The 20,053-nt window shown below is 63.6% G+C and carries 16 protein-coding genes and 1 pseudogene; 14 read left to right on the top strand and 3 right to left on the bottom strand.

Going from position 1 to position 20,053, the window contains the following annotated elements; translation table 11 throughout:
* Positions 1 to 118 precede the first annotated feature (118 nt).
* The 6 genes from J5226_RS06820 to J5226_RS06845 all read left to right on the top strand — a co-directional run bounded on the left by J5226_RS06820 (position 119) and on the right by J5226_RS06845 (position 7,490).
* Positions 119 to 808, top strand: coding sequence for a response regulator transcription factor (locus J5226_RS06820; RefSeq protein WP_215839082.1), 690 nt, complete (start codon positions 119 to 121; stop codon positions 806 to 808).
* Positions 801 to 2,207, top strand: coding sequence for a sensor histidine kinase (locus tag J5226_RS06825; protein WP_215839083.1), 1,407 nt, complete (start codon positions 801 to 803; stop codon positions 2,205 to 2,207). The genes J5226_RS06820 and J5226_RS06825 overlap by 8 nt, the downstream gene beginning before the upstream one ends.
* Positions 2,208 to 2,275: 68 nt before the next feature.
* Positions 2,276 to 3,376, top strand: coding sequence for an ABC transporter substrate-binding protein (locus J5226_RS06830; protein ID WP_255323092.1), 1,101 nt, complete (start codon positions 2,276 to 2,278; stop codon positions 3,374 to 3,376).
* A gap of 236 nt (positions 3,377 to 3,612) precedes the next feature.
* Positions 3,613 to 5,925: an NADP-dependent malic enzyme gene (locus J5226_RS06835; RefSeq protein ID WP_215839085.1), complete on the top strand. Its 2,313-nt coding sequence runs from the start codon at positions 3,613 to 3,615 to the stop codon at positions 5,923 to 5,925.
* Between the two features lie 42 nt (positions 5,926 to 5,967).
* Positions 5,968 to 6,990 carry a glycosyltransferase gene (locus J5226_RS06840; RefSeq protein WP_215839086.1) on the top strand — a complete coding sequence of 341 codons (1,023 nt, stop codon included), beginning with the start codon at positions 5,968 to 5,970 and terminating at the stop codon, positions 6,988 to 6,990.
* Between the two features lie 152 nt (positions 6,991 to 7,142).
* Positions 7,143 to 7,490 (top strand): hypothetical protein, encoded by a 348-nt coding sequence (locus J5226_RS06845; RefSeq protein ID WP_215839087.1) that lies wholly within the window; start codon positions 7,143 to 7,145, stop codon positions 7,488 to 7,490.
* A gap of 146 nt (positions 7,491 to 7,636) precedes the next feature.
* On the opposite strand, the gene J5226_RS06850 is transcribed toward J5226_RS06845, so the two are convergent.
* Positions 7,637 to 8,266 carry a flavodoxin family protein gene (locus J5226_RS06850; RefSeq protein ID WP_215839088.1) on the bottom strand — a complete coding sequence of 210 codons (630 nt, stop codon included), beginning with the start codon at positions 8,264 to 8,266 and terminating at the stop codon, positions 7,637 to 7,639.
* Between the two features lie 102 nt (positions 8,267 to 8,368).
* Here J5226_RS06850 and J5226_RS06855 point away from each other — a divergent pair, with 102 nt between their 5' ends.
* The gene (locus J5226_RS06855; protein WP_215839089.1) at positions 8,369 to 9,271 is read left to right on the top strand and encodes a LysR family transcriptional regulator; all 903 of its coding nucleotides are present in this window, start codon (positions 8,369 to 8,371) and stop codon (positions 9,269 to 9,271) included.
* A gap of 219 nt (positions 9,272 to 9,490) precedes the next feature.
* On the opposite strand, the gene J5226_RS06860 is transcribed toward J5226_RS06855, so the two are convergent.
* A complete protein-coding gene (locus tag J5226_RS06860) occupies positions 9,491 to 10,438 on the bottom strand; it encodes a LysR family transcriptional regulator (RefSeq protein ID WP_345778200.1) in 948 nt (315 codons plus the stop codon).
* Between the two features lie 20 nt (positions 10,439 to 10,458).
* On the opposite strand from J5226_RS06860, the gene J5226_RS06865 reads away from it, so the two are divergent.
* Both J5226_RS06865 and J5226_RS06870 read left to right on the top strand, forming a co-directional pair.
* A complete protein-coding gene (locus tag J5226_RS06865) occupies positions 10,459 to 11,079 on the top strand; it encodes a glutathione S-transferase C-terminal domain-containing protein (RefSeq protein WP_215839091.1) in 621 nt (206 codons plus the stop codon).
* Positions 11,076 to 11,405, top strand: a complete 330-nt coding sequence (locus tag J5226_RS06870; RefSeq protein WP_215839092.1) for a multidrug efflux SMR transporter — start codon at positions 11,076 to 11,078, stop codon at positions 11,403 to 11,405. The genes J5226_RS06865 and J5226_RS06870 overlap by 4 nt, the downstream gene beginning before the upstream one ends.
* A gap of 293 nt (positions 11,406 to 11,698) precedes the next feature.
* On the opposite strand, the pseudogene J5226_RS06875 reads toward J5226_RS06870, so the two are convergent.
* Positions 11,699 to 12,043: pseudogene (locus J5226_RS06875) on the bottom strand (transposase); the annotation flags it as partial.
* A gap of 394 nt (positions 12,044 to 12,437) precedes the next feature.
* Here J5226_RS06875 and aceE point away from each other — a divergent pair.
* The 5 genes from aceE to J5226_RS06900 all read left to right on the top strand — a co-directional run bounded on the left by aceE (position 12,438) and on the right by J5226_RS06900 (position 19,988).
* Positions 12,438 to 15,143 carry a pyruvate dehydrogenase (acetyl-transferring), homodimeric type gene (gene aceE / locus J5226_RS06880; RefSeq protein ID WP_215839093.1) on the top strand — a complete coding sequence of 902 codons (2,706 nt, stop codon included), beginning with the start codon at positions 12,438 to 12,440 and terminating at the stop codon, positions 15,141 to 15,143.
* 121 nt (positions 15,144 to 15,264) lie between these two features.
* Positions 15,265 to 16,074, top strand: coding sequence for a Dam family site-specific DNA-(adenine-N6)-methyltransferase (locus tag J5226_RS06885; protein WP_215839094.1), 810 nt, complete (start codon positions 15,265 to 15,267; stop codon positions 16,072 to 16,074).
* A complete protein-coding gene (locus J5226_RS06890) occupies positions 16,071 to 17,288 on the top strand; it encodes a metallophosphoesterase (protein WP_215839095.1) in 1,218 nt (405 codons plus the stop codon). The genes J5226_RS06885 and J5226_RS06890 overlap by 4 nt, the downstream gene beginning before the upstream one ends.
* Positions 17,285 to 19,096 (top strand): hypothetical protein, encoded by a 1,812-nt coding sequence (locus J5226_RS06895; protein ID WP_215839096.1) that lies wholly within the window; start codon positions 17,285 to 17,287, stop codon positions 19,094 to 19,096. The genes J5226_RS06890 and J5226_RS06895 overlap by 4 nt, the downstream gene beginning before the upstream one ends.
* Positions 19,080 to 19,988 carry a hypothetical protein gene (locus J5226_RS06900; protein WP_215839097.1) on the top strand — a complete coding sequence of 303 codons (909 nt, stop codon included), beginning with the start codon at positions 19,080 to 19,082 and terminating at the stop codon, positions 19,986 to 19,988. The genes J5226_RS06895 and J5226_RS06900 overlap by 17 nt, the downstream gene beginning before the upstream one ends.
* The last annotated feature ends 65 nt before the right edge of the window (positions 19,989 to 20,053 follow it).

Genomic DNA, 20,053 nt, shown 5'->3' on the forward strand with positions numbered 1-20,053 from the left:
GCGTCTCCCAACCCCTCGCGCCCAGGCTAGGCGGCCGAAGCTGTCAACGACCTGTCATCGCCGGCGCGTTTTCGCCGGCCCCACCTGAACCGCGGCGCCGGCCGCGACGGAAGCCGCGGTGCGCATCCTGCTAGTCGAGGACAACGCCGATCTCGCCGACGCCATCGTCCGGCGCATGCGCCGCGACGGCCACGCCGTGGATTGGCAGAGCGACGGGCTCAAGGCCGACAGCGTGCTGCGCTACCAAAGTTTCGATCTGATCGTGCTCGATATCGGCTTGCCGCGGCTCAACGGCCTGAGCCTGCTGGCCGGCCTGCGCGAACGCGGCGACGCCACCCCGGTGCTGATGCTGACCGCGCGCGACGGCATCGACGACCGCGTGCGCGCATTGGATTCCGGCGCCGACGATTACCTCAGCAAGCCCTTCGATTTCCGCGAGTTCGAAGCGCGCTGCCGGGTGCTGCTGCGGCGCAACCGCGGGCAGGCCGCGGGCATCGTGCAAGTCGGCGGCTTCGCGTTCGAGGCCGGCGCGCACCGGGTCACGCTCGACGGCGAGCCCATCGATCTGCCGAACCGCGAATTCCGCCTGCTGGAAATCCTGATCGGCAAGCTCGGCCAGGTGGTCAGCAAGGACGAGATCGGAAACGGCTTGTTCGGCTTCGACGACGAGGCCGGGCCGAACGCGATCGAGCTGTACGTCGGGCGCCTGCGCAAGAAGCTCGCGGCCGCGCCGCTGCGCATCGTCACCGTGCGCGGCGCAGGCTACATGATCGAGGCCGGCGCGGGCGAGGGCGCGGCCGATGGCTGAGGCCGCGCGCGCCGCGGCCGGGCGCCGCGATTCGATCCGCAAGACCTTGCTGATCTATCTCGGCGCGCTGTCGCTGATCGGCGCGGCCTTGCTGTTCCTGGCCGCGCGCAGCTACGGGCGCGCCGCGGCGGACCGTTCCTACGATCACTTGTTGATTTCCTCGGCGTTGTCCATCGCCGATTCGGTCGCGCTGGTCGATGGGCAATGGCAGGTCGACCTGCCTTATGCCGCGCTGGATTTGTTGGCGATGGCGCCGGAAGACCGCGTCTATTACCGCGTATCGAGCCGAGAAGGCCCGACCATCACCGGCTACGCCGACCTGCCGGCGCCGCCCAGCCTGCCGCGCGACGGCCAACCGCGTTTGTTCGATGCCATGTATCGCGGCGAAAACACCCGTTTCGTCGCGGTCTCGCGCTGGGTCGCCGGGCCGGCGTCGCAAGGGCAGGCCATCGTCCAGGTCGGCCAGACCCGGCGCGCGCGCGAGGCGCTGGCCGACGACATGGTGCTGCGCGCGCTGGTCGCCATCGTGGTGCTGTCGCTGGCGGCGCTGGCGCTGGTGTGGATCGGCGTGTATCGCGCGCTGCGGCCGTTGCAGCGGCTCGAACGCGATCTGTCCGAACGCGAATCCTCCGACCTGCGTCCGGTCGGCATCGACGTGCCGACCGAACTCGATCAAACCGTGGAATCGCTCAACCGCTTCATGGCCCGGCTGTCGGCCAGCAACGAAACCCTGCGCGCGTTCATGGGCGAGGCGGCGCACCAGATGCGCACGCCGCTGGCCGCGCTGCGCGCGCAGGCGCAACTGGCGCTGGACGAGGACGACCCGGCCGAGCAGCGCCGCAGCCTGGAAACCATCGAACGCAACGCCAGCCACATGAGCCGCTTGCTCAACCAATTGCTCAGCGACGCCAGCGCGATCCACCGCGGCAACCTGCAGCAGTTCGAAACGGTGGAGATGGCCGAACTGCTGCACCAGGCGATTTATGAGGCCGTGCCGCAGTCCGGCCCGCGCCCGGACCTGCATCTGGCCGCGACCAGCGAACCGCTGCGCGTGCGCGGCGACGCGCTGCTGCTGCGCGAGGCGATCAAGAACCTGATCGACAACGCGCTCAAGCACGGGCGCGCGCCGTTGCAGATCGCGCTGACCGCGTCCGCCGAGAACGTCGCGCCGCTGGCGGTGCTGACCATCGCCGACCACGGCCCCGGCATCGCCCCCGCCGACGCGCAGACCGTGTTCGAGCGCTTCGCCCGCGGCCGCGACGCCGCCGCCGGCGGCGCCGGGCTCGGCTTGGCCATCGTCAAGCGCATCGTCGAAAGCCACGGCGGAACGATCGATTTGAGCAACCGCGTGGGCGGCGGCTTGGTGGTGACCTTGCGGCTGCCGAGGGAGTTGACATGAGAAGCGAGCGCAGCGGGGCGATGAGCGCGCGAAATCGAAAGCGCGTGGGCGGTGGCCTGAGCGCCCGGCTGCGCCTTGGCTTTTTCTCGCTCCTCGCGCCGGTCTGCGCGCTCCTCGCGTTCGGCGCTCGCGCCGAACCCGGCGACGTGCGCACCTTCCGCAGCCCGCAGGCCACCACCGCCCACCTGCGCATCCACGGCTCGACCGACATCGAGAACTTCGCCGCGGTCATCGCCGATTACCAGAAGCTCAGCCCGGGCACCGAGGTCGAGTATTCCGATCTGGTCGCGCTGGACATCTACACCCGGTTCCTGCGCACCGCGCCGCGCCAGCGCCCGGACCTGCTGATCAGCAGCGGCATGGACCTGCAGACCAAGCTGGTCAACGACGGCCACGCGTTGGCCCATCGCTCGCCGGCCACCGCCGGGTTGCCGGCGTGGTCGCAGTGGCGGCACGAGGCGTTCGGCATCAGCTACGAGCCCATCGTCCTCGTTTACAACAAACGTTTGTTGGCCCCGGCGCAGGTGCCGCGCACCCGCCGCCAGTTGCTGGCGCTGCTGCGCGATCCGGCGGCGAAGCTGGCCGGGCGGGTCGGCACCTACGATGTCGGCCGCAGCAGCGTCGGCTATCTGCTCGCCACCCAGGACCACCAGCTCGGCAGCATGGCCGGCGCCTTGCAGGCCGCGCTCGGCGACAACCGGGTGGTGCTGGAGGAGCGCACCGGCCCGCTGCTGGACCGGGTCGCCCGCGGCGAACTGGCCCTGGCCTACAACGTGCTCGGCTCCTACGCCCAGGCCCGGATCGACGCCGGCGCCCCGCTCGGGATCGTGTTGCCCGAGGACTACACCCTGGTCCTGCTGCGCACCGCGCTGATCCCGCGCGAAGCCGCCAACGCGGTCGAGGCCGGGCGGTTTCTCGATTACCTGATCTCGCCGCGCGGGCAGGCGGTGCTGGCCCGGCAGGTCGGGCTGCAGCCGATCCGCTCGCCCACGGGCGCGCCGCTGGCGCCGCAGGCGGGCGACGGCGCGCGGGTGCGCGCGCTGCGGCCGATCCCGCTGGGGCCGGGGCTGCTGGTCTACCTGGACGCGCTCAAGCGCCGGCAATTCCTCGACGCCTGGCGCAGCACCGTGCAGCCGCGCGAGGCCAAACCCGGCGCGGCCGGCCCCTAGTGCGCCGCCGCATGCCCGCCCTGTGCGTTCCATACCGTAGCGTCGGGCGTCCCGGCCGCTATGGTGAGACCGGCCGGCCGTTGGGGCAAAGCCGCGCGGTGCCGGCGCGGTTACAACCGGGCACAACTCCAAAGTACTAATGAACAGGTGCCCGCGGCCGCGCGAAACCGCCGGGTGCATCCATTAGACTGCTGATCCACTCCACTTTCGCGCCCCTTGCCACGGCTGCCTTTGCGATGTCCGACAACGATCTGAAAACCGCCGCGCTCGACTACCACCGCCTCAGCCCGCCGGGCAAGATCAAGGTCACCGCGACCAAGCCGATGGTCACCCAGCGCGACCTGGCCCTGGCCTACTCGCCGGGCGTGGCCTACGCCTGCGAGGCCATCGTCGAAGACCCCAACACCGCCAGCGAGCTCACCGCGCGCGGCAATCTGGTGGCGGTCATCAGCAACGGCACCGCCGTGCTCGGCCTGGGCGACATCGGCCCGCTGGCCGGCAAGCCGGTGATGGAAGGCAAGGGCGTGCTGTTCCAGAAGTTCGCCGGCATCGACGTGTTCGACATCGAGATCGACGAGCGCGATCCCGACAAGCTGGTCGACATCATCGCCTCGCTCGAACCGACCTTCGGCGGCATCAACCTCGAAGACATCAAGGCGCCGGAGTGCTTCATCGTCGAGCGCAAGCTGCGCGAGCGGATGAAGATCCCGGTGTTCCACGACGATCAGCACGGCACCGCGATCATCGTCGGTTCCGCCGTGCTCAACGCGCTGGAGATCGTCGGCAAGAACATCGGCGAAGTGAAGCTCGCCACCAGCGGCGCCGGCGCGGCCGGCATCGCCTGCCTCGACATGCTGGTGGCGCTGGGCCTGAAGCCGGAGAACATCCTCGCGGTGGACCGCGACGGCGTGCTCTACACCGGCCGCGGCAAGATGGACCCGGACAAGGAGCGCTACGCGCGCGACACCGATAAGCGCACCCTGGCCGACATCATGGTCGGCGCCGACGTGTTCCTCGGCCTGTCCGCCGGCGGCGTGCTCAAGCCGGAGATGGTCGCGACCATGGCCGACAAGCCGGTGATCCTGGCGTTGGCCAACCCGTACCCGGAAATCCTGCCCGAAGACGCCAAGGCGGTCCGTCCGGACTGCATCGTCGCTACCGGCCGTTCGGACTACCCGAACCAGGTCAACAACGCGCTGTGCTTCCCCTACATCTTCCGCGGCGCGCTCGATGTCGGCGCCACGGTCATCAACGAAGAGATGAAGCTGGCGTGCGTGCGCGCGATCGCGGCGCTGGCGCGGATGGAATCGTCGGACCTCGGCGGCGCTTACGGCGGCGACGTCCCGACGTTCGGCCCCGAATACCTGATCCCGCGCCCGTTCGACCCGCGCCTGCTGGTGATGCTCGCCCCGGCCGTGGCCAAGGCGGCGATGGACTCCGGCGTGGCCGCGCGTCCGATCGTCGACATGGACGCCTACGAGGAAAAGCTCAGCCAGTACATCTACCGCACCGGCCTGCTGATGAAGCCGGTCTACGACCGCGCCCGCGCCGACCGCAAGCGCGTGGTCTACGCCGAAGGCGAGGAAGAGACCGTGCTGCGCGCGGTGCAGACGGTGATCGACGAGGAACTCGCGTTCCCGATCCTGATCGGCCGCCCCGACGTCATCGACACCCGGATCAAGCGCCTGGGCCTGCGCATGCGCGAGGGCGTGGACTTCGAGCTGACCAACATCAACGACGATCCGCGCTTCAACGACTACTGGCAGCAATACCACGCGCTGACCGAGCGCCGCGGCGTGACTCCGGCGGCGGCGAAGAACCTGCTGCGTTCGCGCCCGACGCTGATCGCGGCGCTGATGGTCGAGCGCGGCGAAGCCGACGCGATGATTTCGGGCCTCGTCGGCCGCTTCCACAAGAAGCTCGGCTACATGCGCAGCATCTTCGACTTCGACCCGGGCGTGTCCGGCACCTCGGCGATGACCGGCGTCATCAACGACCAGGGCGCGTGGTTCTTCCTCGACACCCACGTGCAGGTCGATCCGACCGCCGAGCAGATCGCCGAGGCGACCCTGCAGGCCACCTACCGCCTGCGCCTGTTCGGCATCGAGCCGAAGGTGGCGCTGCTGTCGCACTCCAACTACGGCAGCCACGACAACCCGTCGGCGGCGAAGATGCGCAAGGCCCGCCAGATCATCCAGCAGCGCATGCCCAAGCTGGAGATGGACGGCGAAATGCAGGCCGACACCGCCTGGGACGACGTGCTGCGCAAGCGCATCTTCCCCAACGCGACCCTGCACGGCCGCGCCAACCTGTTCGTCCTGCCCAACCTCGACGCCGCCAACATCACCTACAACATGGTGCGGGTGATGACCGACGGCGTGGCCATCGGCCCGATCCTGATGGGCCTGGACAAGCCGGCGCACATCCTGACCCCGGCCTCGACTCCCCGACGAGTGGTCAACATGACCGCCATCGCCGCGGTAGACGCGCAGATCCGCCAGGCGCGAGAATCCGGTCGCAAGGGCCTGGCCGAGCTGGGCGGAGCCTGACCGGATGGGCGGTCGGGCGAAGGGGGAGCGCTGAACGCCGTATTGACCGAACTGCCAGCGGTGATCCCGCTGCCGGTGTTGGAAACCGTGGCCGCACCGCGGCCGCGGGTCAGCATCCTGCTGCTGTGCTTCCGCGACGCGGACTACATCCGCGCCGCGCTCGACAGCGCCTTCGCCCAAACCGTGCCGTGCGAGATCATCGTCTCCAACGACAGCTCCGGCGACGGCACCTATGAAATCGCCGCCGAGATGGTCGCCGCCTACCGCGGCCCGCACTGCGTGCACGTGCGCAAGACCGAGCGCAACCTCGGCGTGTCGGCGCACTTCAACGACGTGATGCCGCTGGCGCGCGGCGAGATCATCGTGATGATGGCCGGCGACGACATCGCCTACCCCGAGCGGGTGGCGACGATCGTGCGCGCCTTCGACGACCACCCCGGCGCGGTCGTGCTGGGCAGCGACTTCGACGGCATCGACAGCTATGGCGCGCCGCTGCAAGTGAGCTTCCGCCAGCGCCCGCAGCGCTACGACTTCGATTACTACGTGCGCATCGGCCGGCTGATCGGCCTGCTCGGCGCGACCATGGCCTTCCGCCGCGATGTTTACGATCGCTTCGGCCCGCTGCTCGGCCCGATCGAAGACAACGCGCTGAGCCTGCGCGGCGCGCTGCTCGGCCAATCGCTGTGCCTGCGCCAACCGCTGATCCAATACCGCCGCCACCCCGGCAGCGTCAGCGGCACCGTGTTCGCCCGCGACGAACCCGCCGCGCTGGCGACCCGGCGCCGCTACGAACGCACCGTGCAGTTCTACCGCGGCACCGCCGACGACCTGGAAGCCTGCCTGCGCAAGATGCCGGAACTGCCGCGCAGCAAGCGCCGCCTGGCCGAACAGGTGCTGGCGATGTACCGCATCGAAGCCGACGCGCGCGAAGCGATCCTGCTGCAGCCGCGCTGGCGCTGGATCGGCCCGATGCTGCGCGGCCTCAGCCAACGCGGGCTGCGTCGCAAGAGCGCGGAGCGCGTGTTGAAGCTGCTGCTGCCGCGGTCGTGGTTCGGCTTGCGCTGAGCCACCGCGATCTGCTTGTGTAGGAGCGGCGTAAGCCGCGACCGCGGCATCGCGCCTACGACGTATGTGTGGTTTCGCGGTCGCGGCTTACGCCGCTCCTACCGGGGACAACCGTGGCCCGCGTTGGCGTCCCGTCGCCAAGGACTTCCGGCATGACCTGGTATCTGACCCTGCACCCGCCGTCGCATCGCCCCGAAGCCATTCCGTCGCGGCCGGTCATCGATTACCTCGCGGGTTTGCCCGAACTGCGCCATAGCGGCCCCGACGGATTCGAGTCCGCCGCGGGCGGGCCGTGGTTGCATGTGGTCCTGGCCAAAACGGTCGCGGGCGGCGGCTACGCCAGCAATGGCGAGATGCCCGAACGGATCGACCTCATCGAACTGCTGTGCGCCTACGACGGCCCGCCGGAGTGGTACGAGGCCTTGGCGTGCCGCATCGCCGCCGAGTTGGATTGGATCGCGGTCGAAGAAAGCGAAGAACGCCAAGTTTGGCCGCGGTGAATCCGCGGGGTTCGTCGTAGATGCAGCGTCGCGGTCGCGGCTTGCGCCGCTCCTACAGGGACTTCGGATCGATCTGGGCTACCTGTAGGAGCGGCGCAAGCCGCGACCGCGACACCGCACCTACGACGCAACCTCGCCCCCACCGCTCACCGCACCGAATCGATCCGATAATCCGCATACGGCCGCTCGAAAAACTGCCGCCCCAACGTCTCGGCCGCCGCCAACGCCCCTTGCGGATCGCCCGCCACCGACCCGCGCTGATCGCCCTGGCCCGCCACCGCGCCGATGAACTGCGAATGGGTGTAGCGCGCGTACTCCTGCAACTGATGCACGATCCCCAGCGCGATCGACGGATACATCTCCTCCGACGCCGTCAGCAACGCCACCCGCTTGCCTTGCAGACGCGTGCGCACCGCCTGCGACTCCGGATAACTGCGCGCGACGAAGCAGAACATGCGGTCGAAGAACGCCTTGGCCTGCGCCGACATCCCGTACCAATACACCGGCGTGCACAGCGCCAGCCCGTCGACATCGAGGAAGCGGTCGAAGAAGAAGCGGGTAAACCCGTCCTCGATCCGGCATTGCCCATGCTCGTCGCGGCACTGCCGGCAATCGCGCAGCAGCCCGCTCAGATGGTCGTCGATGAATTCCACCGACGCGTCCAACCCCGCCGCGCGCGCGCCGCGCAGGGCGGCCCCGGCGAGCGCGGCGCTGTTGCCGTTGCGGCGGGGGCTGGCGACGAGGATCAGCAGGCGGAGCGGGCGGTCGGCGGTCATGGACGGCGGTCGAAAGAGGGTTGAGATGAATCTATTTCCGCCCACCGCCCGCCTCAAATGACCATAATTGAGCCGGCATGAGCCAGATTCAGGCCTGACGCGATGTTCGCCGAGCTCCCCCTGACCGCCCTGCGCAGCTTCGAGGCCGCCGCCCGCCTGTCCAGCTTCAAGGCCGCGGCCGAGGAGCTGCACGTCACCCCGACCGCGGTCTCGCACCAGATCCGCCAGCTCGAAAGCTGGCTCGGCCGCGCGCTGTTCCAGCGCCAGCCGCGCGGCGTCGCCCTCACCGACGACGGCCGCCGGTTGTTCCGCGACGTCCACGGCGCCTTGCTCGACGTGTCCCAATCCGTCGCCGCGCTGCGCCCGCGTCCCGACGCCGGCTGCCTGACCGTCACCACCTCGACCTCGTTCGCCGCGCTGTGGCTGGTGCCGCGCCTAGGCGGCTTCTACGCACGCCACCCCGACATCGCCGTGCGCATCGACACCCGTGCGCAAGTGGTCGATCTCGAACAAAACGCCGGCGTCGATCTGGCGATCCGCTACGGCGGCGCGGTGCCGGCCGGCTTGCACCGGCATGGCGGCTTGCGCGAATTCTTCGGCGTGTACGGCGCGCCGGGGCGGACGCAGGCGGAAGCGGCCAAATCGCCGCCGACCTTGATCACGGTGGAGTGGGGCGATTCGCAGTTGTACTGCCGCACCTGGGATGCGTGGTGCGAATTGGCCGGCGTGGACTGGACCCAGCGCGCACCTACGGTGCGGGCGTACGACGAAGAGCATTACGCGATGTACGCAGCCGGCGCGGGGCAGGGGCTGGTGCTGGCGAGTTCGGTGGTGGTCGCCGGCAACCTGGCGCGCGGGTTGCTGGAAGCGTATCGACCGGAGATCGTGGTGCCGGGCGAGACGTATCACGTGCTGTGCGTGCCAGGGCGCGAGCGGCATCCGCCGGTGAAGGCATTCTTGCGGTGGCTGGACGAGGAGATGGGCGCTTCGGAGCTTGCGTCGTAGGTGCGGATTCGCGGTCGCGACTCGCGTCGCTCCTACAGGCAACCCAGATCGATCCGAAGCCCCTGTAGGAGCGACGCGAGTCGCGACCGCGACAACCCAACGACGACGCAAGCCGCTGTTGAGGAAAGCCTGTCAGGCCCGATGCGTTTCTGCCGGATCGCAGCCATCCGAAAGAAAATCATCGGGCCTGAAACCCCTCCCGCAACCACAGTCCGAACATCACCCCAACCCCATTTCTTTCGGCAACCACCCCAACGCAAACTCCCGCAACGCCCGCACCCGCGCCGAGCGCCGCAAATCCGGGTGGATCGCGAACCACAACTCCGTCGGCACCTCCGCCAACGGCTCCGACACCCGCTTCACTCCGCCCGCCGCATCGGCGAAGTAACAAGGCAACAACGCCTTGCCGACCCCGGCCTTGCACGCCGCCAACGCCGCCGGCAACGAATTCACCCGCATCGCGATCCGCGTTTCATCGACGTTCGCGCGCAGCCACAGCGCCGACGACAGATGCGAGAGGTTGTCGTCGAACCCGACCCACACGCCGTCGCTCAACGCCTCGCGCTTGCCGAGCTTCGCGCCGCTCGCCGCATACACGGCCGTCGCGATCGACCCGACCTTCCGCACCGACAACCCGTTCGGCATCAACGCGCAGGCCCGCAACGCGACATCCGCCTCTGGCTGCTGCAGATTCACGAACGCATTCGACACCAACAGATCGCAGCCGATCTGCGGATGCTCCGCCGTAAACGCCGCGCACAAACGCGCCGTCACTTCCGCCAGCGTGTCCGGAATCGTGATCCGCAACCGCGCCCCGCCGCGCACATCGCGCCCGGCCAACTGCCGCTGCAACTGATCGGCATCGTCGAGAATCCGCTGCGCGCCTTCGATGGCGACCGCGCCGGCTTCGGTCGCCGTGTACCCCGTGCGGCTGCGCCGGAACAACGGCGTCCCCGCGCGCGCCTCGATCCCGGCCAAGCGCCGGAACGCGCTGGAGTGATCCAGCGCCAAGGCCTTGGCCGCCCCGCTGAGGCTGCCGTGCGCGCCGATCGCGCGCAGCAGTTCGAAGTCTTCCAACGACAGGCGGGCGGTTTGTCGCATGCGCAAACGATCCTTGGGGTCGCGCCGTATTCCAGGCGCCGGGGCGGACGAGGAGAGTAGCGCCATCTCCTCACGGACCCCAGACCATGAAGCTCTACTACACCCCGCACACCTGCTCCTTCGCCCCGCACATCGTCCTGCGCGAACTCGGCCTGCACGCCGAACTGCGCCGCGTGCGCCTCGGCGCCGACGCCCGCGTCGTCGCCGAAGACCGCGACTACCGCGAACTCAGCCCGCTCGGCTATGTCCCGCTGCTGGAACTCGACGACGGCCGCCTGCTGCGCGAAGGCGTGGCGATCATGCGCTACCTCGCCGACCAGAACCCGGAGGCCGGCCTCAGCGCCCCGCTGGGCAGCTTCGAGCGCGCCGAACAGGACCAGTGGCTGACCTACATCAGCTCGGAACTGCACAAGACCTTCAGCCCCTGGCTGTTCCACCCCGAATACGGCGAAGCCCCGGGCCGCATCGCCGGCGAGCGCCTGCAGCCGCGCTTGGCCCTGGTCGACCGGCACCTCGAAGGCCGCGAATTCCTCGGCGAGCGTTTCGGCATCGCCGACGCCTACCTCTACACCGTCGCCGGCTGGGCGCGGCTGCTGAAGATCGACCTCGCCGCGTACCCGAACCTCGCCGCCTATTTGGTCCGCCTGGACCAGCGCCCGAGCGTGCGCGAGGCGCAGCGCGCCGAGCGCGAGGACGGCAAGTCATGAGCGCTGGGACCGCCTGGCTCATGCTGATCGCCGCCGGCGTGATCGACGTGGCCTGGGCGCTGAGCATGAAGCTGTCCGACGGCTACACCCGGCCCGGCTGGACCGTGGTGTCGCTGGTCGCCCTGGGCGCCTTCGTCTGGCTGCTCGGCCGCGCGCTGACCGCGCTGCCGGTGGGCGTGGCGTATGCGGTGTGGACGGGGATCGGCGCGGCGGGGACGGTGTTGATCGGGTCGGTGTTGTTCGGGGAGTCGATCACGCCGATGAAGTTGGGTGGGATCGGGTTGATCGTCGGCGGGATCGTGTTGTTGCGCAGCGCGCCGGCGTGAGGTGCTTCGATCGGCGGCGGGTTGCGTCGTAGTTCGGTTGTCGCGGTCGCGGCTCGCGCCGCTCCTACAGGGGCTTCGGAGCCATCTGGGCTACCTGTAGGAGCGACGCGAGTCGCGACCGCGCAACCATCCGCCGGGACCGCCACCCGCCGCTGCACCCAAACCGCATCCCAATACGGATACTCCCGCACCCGCTCCACCAATCCCGCCCGCACCGGATTCATCACCACGTATCGAGCCATCGGCACCAACCCCTCCTCCTTCCGCAACGCCCGGTCGTGATACGCCGACGCCCAAATCGGCCACGGCACCGTCGCCCCCATCGCCGCCCGCACCCGCCGCGAACTCGCGCATTTGAGCTGCCGCACCAACGCCGGCAGCGACTCGCCCGGCCCGAGTTCGACGAGGCCATGCCAGTGATCCGGCATCAGCACCCAAGCCAACAGCGTGGATTGCCGCCATGAGCGCCGATCCAGCAACGCCGCCACCGCGGCCTCGGCCAGCAGCCCGTTCGCGAACCACGCCACGCGACCTTCGGTAGCGAAAGTCAGCAGATAAATACGTTGCGCCTCCGACACCCGGCCACGCCGCAGCGCCGCGTGGCCGCGAATCGGCGCGAGAGCCATCGATTCGTCCATGCGTCCAGCGTCGCCTCGCCGGCCGTGACGCCAAATCGGGAAAAGCCGTTGGGCCGGGTCGGATTAAGCCCGGTAGGTATGTAGCGCCGGCCATCGGATCAGCGCGGTCGCGGCTCGCGCCGCTCCTACAGAGGGGGCTTCGGATCGATCTGGGCTACCTGTAGGAGCGGCGCAAGCCGCGACCGCGAACCCACCACCGCCAACGACCCCCAACCACACGCCCGCGTATCCACGCAGCAAGCGCCGCCACACCCCCAAAACCCCCTAGCCAAAACGGACTATCCCACCCCTCCGACCACCTAAAGCAAGCCGCCACGCACCCCCCGTTTGTTAGACTCGACGCTCTAATCCGCCCCCACAAACACGAGGCGCGGCCACAGGGGCCGCGAGATCGATGAACCAGCCGCTTGCCAGCTCCCTGCACGACCTCCTGCTGAACGACCCCGACCCGACCGAAACCCAGGAATGGGTCGAATCCGTCCAGGCGGTCATCGCCCGCGACGGCGCCGAACGCGCCCACCAGTTGCTCGAAGGCATGGTCGAGGTGACCCGCCGCGCCGGCGCCCACCTGCCGTTCCAGCCCACCACCGAATACATCAACACCATCCCGCCGCACCTGGAGGCCAAGAGCCCCGGCGACGCCGCGATGGAATGGCGCATCCGCTCGCTGATCCGCTGGAACGCGATGGCGATGGTCGTGCGCGCCAACCGCAAGCCCGGCGACCTCGGCGGCCACATCGCCAGCTTCGCGTCCGCGGCCACCCTCTACGACGTCGGCTTCAACCACTTCTGGCGCGCGCCCTCGGCCGACCACCCGGGCGACCTCATCGGCGTCCAGGGCCACAGCTCGCCGGGCATCTACTCGCGCTCGTTCCTGGAAGGCCGCATCAGCGAATCGCAGATCGACAACTTCCGCATGGAAGTCGACGGCCGCGGCGTCAGCTCGTACCCGCACCCGTGGCTGATGCCCGATTACTGGCAGATCCCGACCGTGTCGATGGGCCTGGGCCCGATCAGCGCGATCTACCAGGCGCGCAACTGGAAATACCTCGAAGGCCGCGGCCTGATGCCGAAGTCCGACCGCAAGGTCTGGGCCTTCCTCGGCGACGGCGAAACGGACGAACCCGAATCGCTCGGCGCGATCTCCGTCGCCGGCCGCGAAGGTCTCGACAACCTGATCTTCGTCGTCAACTGCAACCTGCAGCGCCTCGACGGCCCGGTGCGCGGCAACGGCAAGATCATCCAGGAACTCGAAGGCCAGTTCCGCGGCGCCGGCTGGAACGTCATCAAGACCATCTGGGGCAGCTACTGGGATCCGCTCCTGGCGCGCGACACCACCGGCAAGCTGCGCCAGCTGATGATGGAAACCGTCGACGGCGAGTACCAGAACTGCAAGGCCTTCGGCGGCAAGTACACCCGCGACAACTTCTTCGGCAAGTACCCGGAAACCGCCGCGCTGGTCGCCAATCTGTCCGACGAGGACATCTGGCGCCTCAACCGCGGCGGCCACGACCCGCACAAGGTCTACGCCGCGTACCACGAAGCCGTAAACACCAAGGGCATGCCGACCGTGATCCTGGCCAAGACGGTCAAGGGCTACGGCATGGGCGCGTCGGGCGAATCGCTCAACCCGACCCACGGCACCAAGAAGATGGACGACGAAGCCGTCCGCCTGTTCCGCGACCGCTTCAACATCCCGGTCACCGACGAACAGCTCAAAGACGGCGCCGTGCCGTTCTACCACCCCGGCGACAAGTCGCCGGAGATCGAATACATGCACGAGCGCCGCAAGGCGCTGGGCGGCTACCTGCCGCAGCGCCGCCGCAAGGCCAGCACCTCGCTCGACGTGCCGGCGCTTGCAACCTACGACCGCCTGCTCAAGAGCACCGGCGAGCGCGAGATCAGCACCACGATGTCGTTCGTGCAGGCGCTCAACATCGCGCTGCGCGACAAGCAGGTCGGCCCGCGCCTCGTTCCCATCGTCGCGGATGAAGCCCGCACCTTCGGCATGGAAGGCCTGTTCCGCCAGCTCGGCATCTACGCCCCGCACGGCCAGAAGTACAAGCCGGTCGACCGCGACCAGCTGATGTACTACCGCGAAGACACCACCGGCCAGGTGCTGGAAGAAGGCATCACCGAAGCCGGCGCGTTCGCGTCGTGGCTCGCGGCCGCCACCAGCTACAGCACCAACGACCTGCAGATGCTGCCGCTGTACATCTACTACTCGATGTTCGGCTTCCAGCGCATCGGCGACAGCGCCTGGCAGGCCGCCGACATGCGCGCGCGCGGCTTCCTGCTCGGCGCCACCGCCGGCCGCACCACCCTCAACGGCGAAGGCCTGCAACACGAAGACGGCCACAGCATGGTCCAGGCCGGCCTGATCCCGAACTGCCGCAGCTACGACCCCACCTTCAGCTACGAAGTGGTGACCCTGTTCCAGCACGGCATGCAGCGCATGCTGACCGAACAGCAGGATGAGTACTGGTACCTCACCCTGATGAACGAAAACTACCCGCACCCCGACATGCCCGAAGGCGCCGCCGAAGGCATCATCAAGGGCATGTACCTGCTGAAGGACGCCGGCAAGCCCAAGAAGGGCGAACTGCGCGTCCAACTGATGGGCAGCGGCACCATCCTGCGCGAAGCCATCGCCGCGGCCGAACTGCTGGACAAGGACTTCGGCGTCACCGCCGACCTCTGGTCCTGCCCCAGCTTCAACGAACTCGCCCGCGACGCCGTCGACTGCGAACGCTTCAACCGCTTCAACCCGGAAGCGAAGACCCCGCGCAAGCCGTACATCACCGAACTGCTGGAAGGGCGTCAGGGCCCGGCGATCGCCGCGACCGACTACATCCGCGTGTATCCGGAGCAGGTGCGCGCTTACGTGCCGATGCGCTACACCGTGCTCGGCACCGATGGGTTCGGGCGGTCGGATACGCGCGCGAACCTGCGTCGTCACTTCGAGGTCGATCGGTACTACATCGCCCATGCGGCCATTGCGGCGCTGGCGGCGGAAGGGAAGATGACCGGGAAGGATGTGGCGAGGGCTATCAAGCAGTACAAGATTGATGTGGAGAAGCCGAATCCGTTGGGGGTTTGAGACTCGCTGGCACATCAGAAAAAGGCGGCCACTGGCCGCCTTTTTTCTACGCCAAATGTAAGGCAATCTGTGCGTAATACTGAGCTAAAGCTGCCTAGCTCTCGACAGGGACGAAGTGACGATGCAGGCGATAAAACCAATACTGCGATGGGCAGGAAGTAAACAACGCTTGCTTCCATCTCTTTCGGCCCGGTGTCCCCGGGTGTTTAATAAATACTATGAGCCGTTTGCCGGATCTGCTGTGCTCTTTTTCCACTTGGATCCTCGGCGTGCAATGCTCGCTGACGTTAATCCAGATTTAATTAATTTCTATCGGGTGCTTAAAAGAGACCCGGATAGCTTGCACGAATTAGTATCTAATATTTCAGTGGGCGAGCGCGCATACTTGCGGATTAGGAAGCGTTTTGCCGAAGAGTCGGATCCCAAGTTAAGGGCTGGGTATTTTTGGTATTTGAACAGAAATTGCTTTAATGGATTGTATAGAACCAATCGGGATGGATATTTTAATGTGCCTCTAGGGAAGAAACTTCCCCCAATGCCGAGCATTGATCATGCCCGAGCCTGCGCCAAAAGATTGCGAAAAGCCTCTCTGAGGGCTTCAGACTATGAGAAAGTTATTGGTGAAGCGACAGATGGCGATTTCATTTACGTAGATCCGCCTTATCGCCGCGCGTCATCTCGCGATCGTGGTGAATATGGCCCCGGAGCAATGGAAGATGCGGATCTGCATAGACTTATGTCTGCGCTTCAAAAGGCATCTGATCGAGGTGCCCTTATTCTATTTTCATATAATGCGGACGTGTCCGCTCATTTGCCCGGCTGGCGGCACGAGATTGTAAACGGTCGCTATTTAATCTCTGCGGATCCTCAGAGGCGCAGGCCAATTTCAGAATACACATCGTACAACTACAGTCTGGAAGCTAGGCTATGACTAGGAATGTCAAACTAGCCATTCTAAGTGACTTGCATTTTTCTAGCGACGAAAAAGGCAAGGATGAGACGCATGTTGTATTAAGTCGTCAGCATATCGCTAGACAACATCCGTATCATGATTTGCTGCATCTAATAACTAAGGAAAAATTGACCGCTGATATTGTTTTATGCCCTGGGGATATAACTTTCCAGGCAGATCAGGCGGCTCTTGGGTACGCATGGGGGGCGATCAATAATATTGCTGGGAAATTAGGTGCTCCCCATGTATTTGCGGCCACTGGGAATCATGACATTATTTCTAGGAATTCTGTAACCTCTCCGGAGATATGGGAATATCTGAAGCAACTTGATCCGACGTATCCGTACCCAGGAGCGAACTTAGAGCAGCGACTATTCTATTGGGCCGAACATTTCTTAATCGCGGATGTTCAGGGGGTAAGAATTGTTGCTTTGAATACATGCAATTCCCATGCAAGAGGCGAGGCCGAGTTCCAGCATGGCCGAGTTACTGACTATACGATTGAAAAATTGGAAAGTGAGCTTAAGGGGCTTGATGCGGCTAGTTTCAACATCCTTTTATGTCATCATCATCCAATGAGGCACCCGGACCTCAATCAGTTTATTCCCGACTATAGCGAAATGCGACAAGGGCCGAAGCTGTTATCTAGGCTGGAGGCGAGCGGCCAGCCTTGGATGGTAGTTCATGGCCATAAGCATAGTCCAAGGCTAGATTACGCGCAGGGGCCTTCAGGTGGATCTCCTGTCGTATTTTCTGCAGGAAGTTTCAGCGCAGTGCTACCGCCGAACTATTTTTCTGGCGTTAGTAATCAGTTTTACATCGTTGAGCTGGACTTGGATTACATTGATTCAAATGGGACAGCCGGTATCGTTCACTCATGGGATTGGCGAGAAGGGCAGGGATGGATTCCCGCCCGTCAATTTGAGGGGTTAAAAGGTCGTATCCCAACGGGTGCGGGATTTGGATATGTATCCAATTCAGTGTCCGATGCAAATAATATTGCGGCGAAATTTAATGGAAAGAAGCGTATTCAGTGGTCGAAGGTGGAGGCTGCCTTCCCGTGGATACGTTACGTAACTCCAGCCGATCTGGCTCGGATACTACAGCGCCTGAAGACGCACCATAAGCTGGATGCGTTAGTTGAGGACGGTGCAATTTATCCTAGTGAGTTACTCAAGGAGATTTCACCATGAAGAACTCGAACATCTTTGGTGAGCATTACAACGCTAGAGGTCTTACCCCTGAGAAGATTGCGAGTTCATTTGTTCCGCCCGCGCAGTTTGCGGAGGTTTCTGCCAGAGGTAATTGTGTACTCGTAGGTCCGCGGGGTAGCGGGAAGACAACTTTGTTGAGAATGTTGGATCCGCGAGCGCTGCATGCGTGGCGAAAGATCACGGAGGGCGGGGTAAGTGCTCCCAACTATGTAGGGATATTTGTTCCTATTGATACGGCGTGGGTGAGCGCGTTAACCAATGCTACAAAATCTTTAGAAGCCTCACGTGCAGAGGCTGCGCACCTAACGATTTATACGCTGTCTATAGCTAGTGCACTGATAGATGTGATGCGTTGGCGTCTTTCTATTGGAAGCAGAGACAGTGAGCTCAATGTCCCCAGTGAAAGCATTGATGAAGTCGCTCTCGTCGAAGAGTTGAAAGCTCTTTGGATGCCAAAAAAAAGCGTGCGAAGTCTGCTTGAGCTCCGCGTTGCGGTAGCTTCTGAAATAGCTACTCTACCGAGGAAATGGAGTCTTTCAGCAGATGCTGCTGAATCAATTGGTAATTATCTAAATCCTCTAGAACTCACAGCAGCAGCATGCGAGATTTTTAATCTTCTTTCACGAGACGAAGGTAGGAAATGGGCGCTGCTTTGTGATGAACTGGAAATTGCTCCGGATCCGATTCAGCAAGTATTGTTTTCGGGGCTTAGAGCGGCGCCAGCACCCCTTTTACTAAAATACGCCCTTACGCCGAAACAACGGATTCCATTTGGTCAAGGCTCAGAGAGGCCTTTACCAGCTAATGATTATGATGTGGTTTCTCTTAGCTATGCGACTCGGGAGGAAGGTACTCCAGAAAGGGAGAGAGAGCAGTTTTGCGTAGCCTTGTGGCGGAGTTTGATCTTAGAAATTTGTCCGATGCAGACGGATGAGTTGAGTAATCCATTTCGGGTGCTTGAGAATCCAAATGTCGCCGCTCGAACAGATCGGAGGAGTGATGATGATCTGGAGGCAAAGTTTGGTGATATGTTTAGAGACCTGGCGGCGAAGGACGAAACCTTTAAGCGTTACGTTATTTCCAAAGGGGTTGATTTAGCCGATTTAAATACTGCCGATCAGAAGGTTCGTGATTCAGTAATTAGAAAAGTTAGGGCCGTTGCAGAAGTCAGAAATTTTTATCTCACCTCTGGTGAGGGAGACAAATTAAGGAAGGTGCCGAGGCGAACTTTGGCTCCCTATTGTGGTGCAGAGCGGATATTCGCTGTTTCTGAAGGACATCCTCGTTGGCTCAAATACACGCTAGCATCTATGCTGTCATCTGTTACGAGTAAGGCAAAAATAAGAGTTGGGGACCAAAATAGAGAGCTAGAGCACTCGTTGCAGCGTATCGAGGCCCGTATTCGTGCGTTGCCCGCGGAAACGATGTCGACGAATGATTTAGTAGAGGCGATAGGGTGCTATTTCAAGGAACAAATTTTGGGCCCGCAGTTTAAGCCTGATCCGGTCCTTAGTTTTATTGCTGATAAAAATATAAGTAAAGATGTCGTGAGCTGCCTTGAGCAAGGTCTCTACATCGGCGCCATAATTCCCATGAAAGGCGATGCTTTTAATTTATTCACAAATGGTTTGATTGGCCATCGTTTTAGGTTGTCAAACTGGCTGGCCCCTCACTACAGACTTCCATTAGTAGCGGGTAAGGCCGCTAATTTATCCAGCATTTTATCGAATGCTGATATTGACGCCAAACAGTTTTCGCTGAGGCTTTCCGATGAACTTGTTCACTGATCAAACTCAGCAGGGTACTCGGCATGACTTGGCCGTAGCGGCCTGCGGATATGAAACTCGGTCCAGATACGTTCTAGAGTGCACAGATATAAATGCCTCAAAGAAAATATCATTTGGATATGGTCACGGCGAGGAACTGGCTTTTGAAGAAAACAGAAAGGCTTACTTGGGTTCTGGCTTCAACTTTGAAGCTGTACATGATGAAGCGTTTGAGGCGCGAATCCAGCGGCTCGTAGCGGAGGCAAGAATAGGCAAGGATTCGATTTCCGTTTTCTTGGATATTTCGTGCTTTACACGTTTGCGACTCGCGCAAATAGTCGAGGCTCTGATGACAACGGGGCCTTTCGTTCTCGATGTTTTCTATTCTCTGGCTGCGTTCTCGCGTCCAAGCGAAGTTGAGCCGACTAATCAGTTCCTCTGTCCTGTCTCAGGGGGGCTTTCCGGGTGGACTGGTGACGCGACAAAGGCGGTAGTTCTCGTGTCAGGTCTTGGCTACGAGCAGATGATGGCGCTCGGGATAATTGAGCATATTGACCCCTATGAGGTTTGGCTCTTTTTCCCGCAATCGCCACTTAAAAGTTACGACGCCGCCGTAAGTAAGTCTAATGCGTTGTTGCTGCGTGAGATATCTGAATCGAATGTACTTACATATCCAGTCATGGATGGGCCAGTTTTGCTGAGAAAGCTCCTGCCGTTGGTAGGCTCTTTGAGGACTGAGTACAGGTGTATTTTGATGCCGCTGGGCCCTAAAATTTTCGCTTTCTGCGCGCTTCTAGCGGGTTGCGCGTATAGAGACGTATCTGTGTGGCGAGCTAGTGCGGGTAAGCATTATCAGCCCAGAGATCGCTTGCCGTCCAAACATTCAGCTACTTTCCGCATTAGGTATGAATAGTTTGGCCGATAGATGAATTCTTGTGGTCTACAGATTTTTGCCTTTAGTTCCCTATTACGATTATC

The organism is Lysobacter sp. K5869 (assembly GCF_018847975.1).
Classification (GTDB): Bacteria; Pseudomonadota; Gammaproteobacteria; order Xanthomonadales; family Xanthomonadaceae; genus Lysobacter.

Excerpts from the sequence above, each read along its gene's own strand:
- J5226_RS06895 (WP_215839096.1), top strand. The coding sequence starts at position 17,285 with ATGAAGAACTCGAACATCTTTGGTGAGCATTACAACGCTAGAGGTCTT.
- J5226_RS06825 (WP_215839083.1), top strand. The coding sequence starts at position 801 with ATGGCTGAGGCCGCGCGCGCCGCGGCCGGGCGCCGCGATTCGATCCGC.
- J5226_RS06835 (WP_215839085.1), top strand. The coding sequence starts at position 3,613 with ATGTCCGACAACGATCTGAAAACCGCCGCGCTCGACTACCACCGCCTC.
- J5226_RS06855 (WP_215839089.1), top strand. The coding sequence starts at position 8,369 with ATGTTCGCCGAGCTCCCCCTGACCGCCCTGCGCAGCTTCGAGGCCGCC.
- J5226_RS06900 (WP_215839097.1), top strand. The coding sequence starts at position 19,080 with ATGAACTTGTTCACTGATCAAACTCAGCAGGGTACTCGGCATGACTTG.
- J5226_RS06850 (WP_215839088.1), bottom strand. The coding sequence starts at position 8,266 with ATGACCGCCGACCGCCCGCTCCGCCTGCTGATCCTCGTCGCCAGCCCC.
- J5226_RS06865 (WP_215839091.1), top strand. The coding sequence starts at position 10,459 with ATGAAGCTCTACTACACCCCGCACACCTGCTCCTTCGCCCCGCACATC.
- aceE (WP_215839093.1), top strand. The coding sequence starts at position 12,438 with ATGAACCAGCCGCTTGCCAGCTCCCTGCACGACCTCCTGCTGAACGAC.
- J5226_RS06885 (WP_215839094.1), top strand. The coding sequence starts at position 15,265 with ATGCAGGCGATAAAACCAATACTGCGATGGGCAGGAAGTAAACAACGC.
- J5226_RS06860 (WP_345778200.1), bottom strand. The coding sequence starts at position 10,438 with ATGGCGCTACTCTCCTCGTCCGCCCCGGCGCCTGGAATACGGCGCGAC.
- J5226_RS06845 (WP_215839087.1), top strand. The coding sequence starts at position 7,143 with ATGACCTGGTATCTGACCCTGCACCCGCCGTCGCATCGCCCCGAAGCC.
- J5226_RS06890 (WP_215839095.1), top strand. The coding sequence starts at position 16,071 with ATGACTAGGAATGTCAAACTAGCCATTCTAAGTGACTTGCATTTTTCT.
- J5226_RS06870 (WP_215839092.1), top strand. The coding sequence starts at position 11,076 with ATGAGCGCTGGGACCGCCTGGCTCATGCTGATCGCCGCCGGCGTGATC.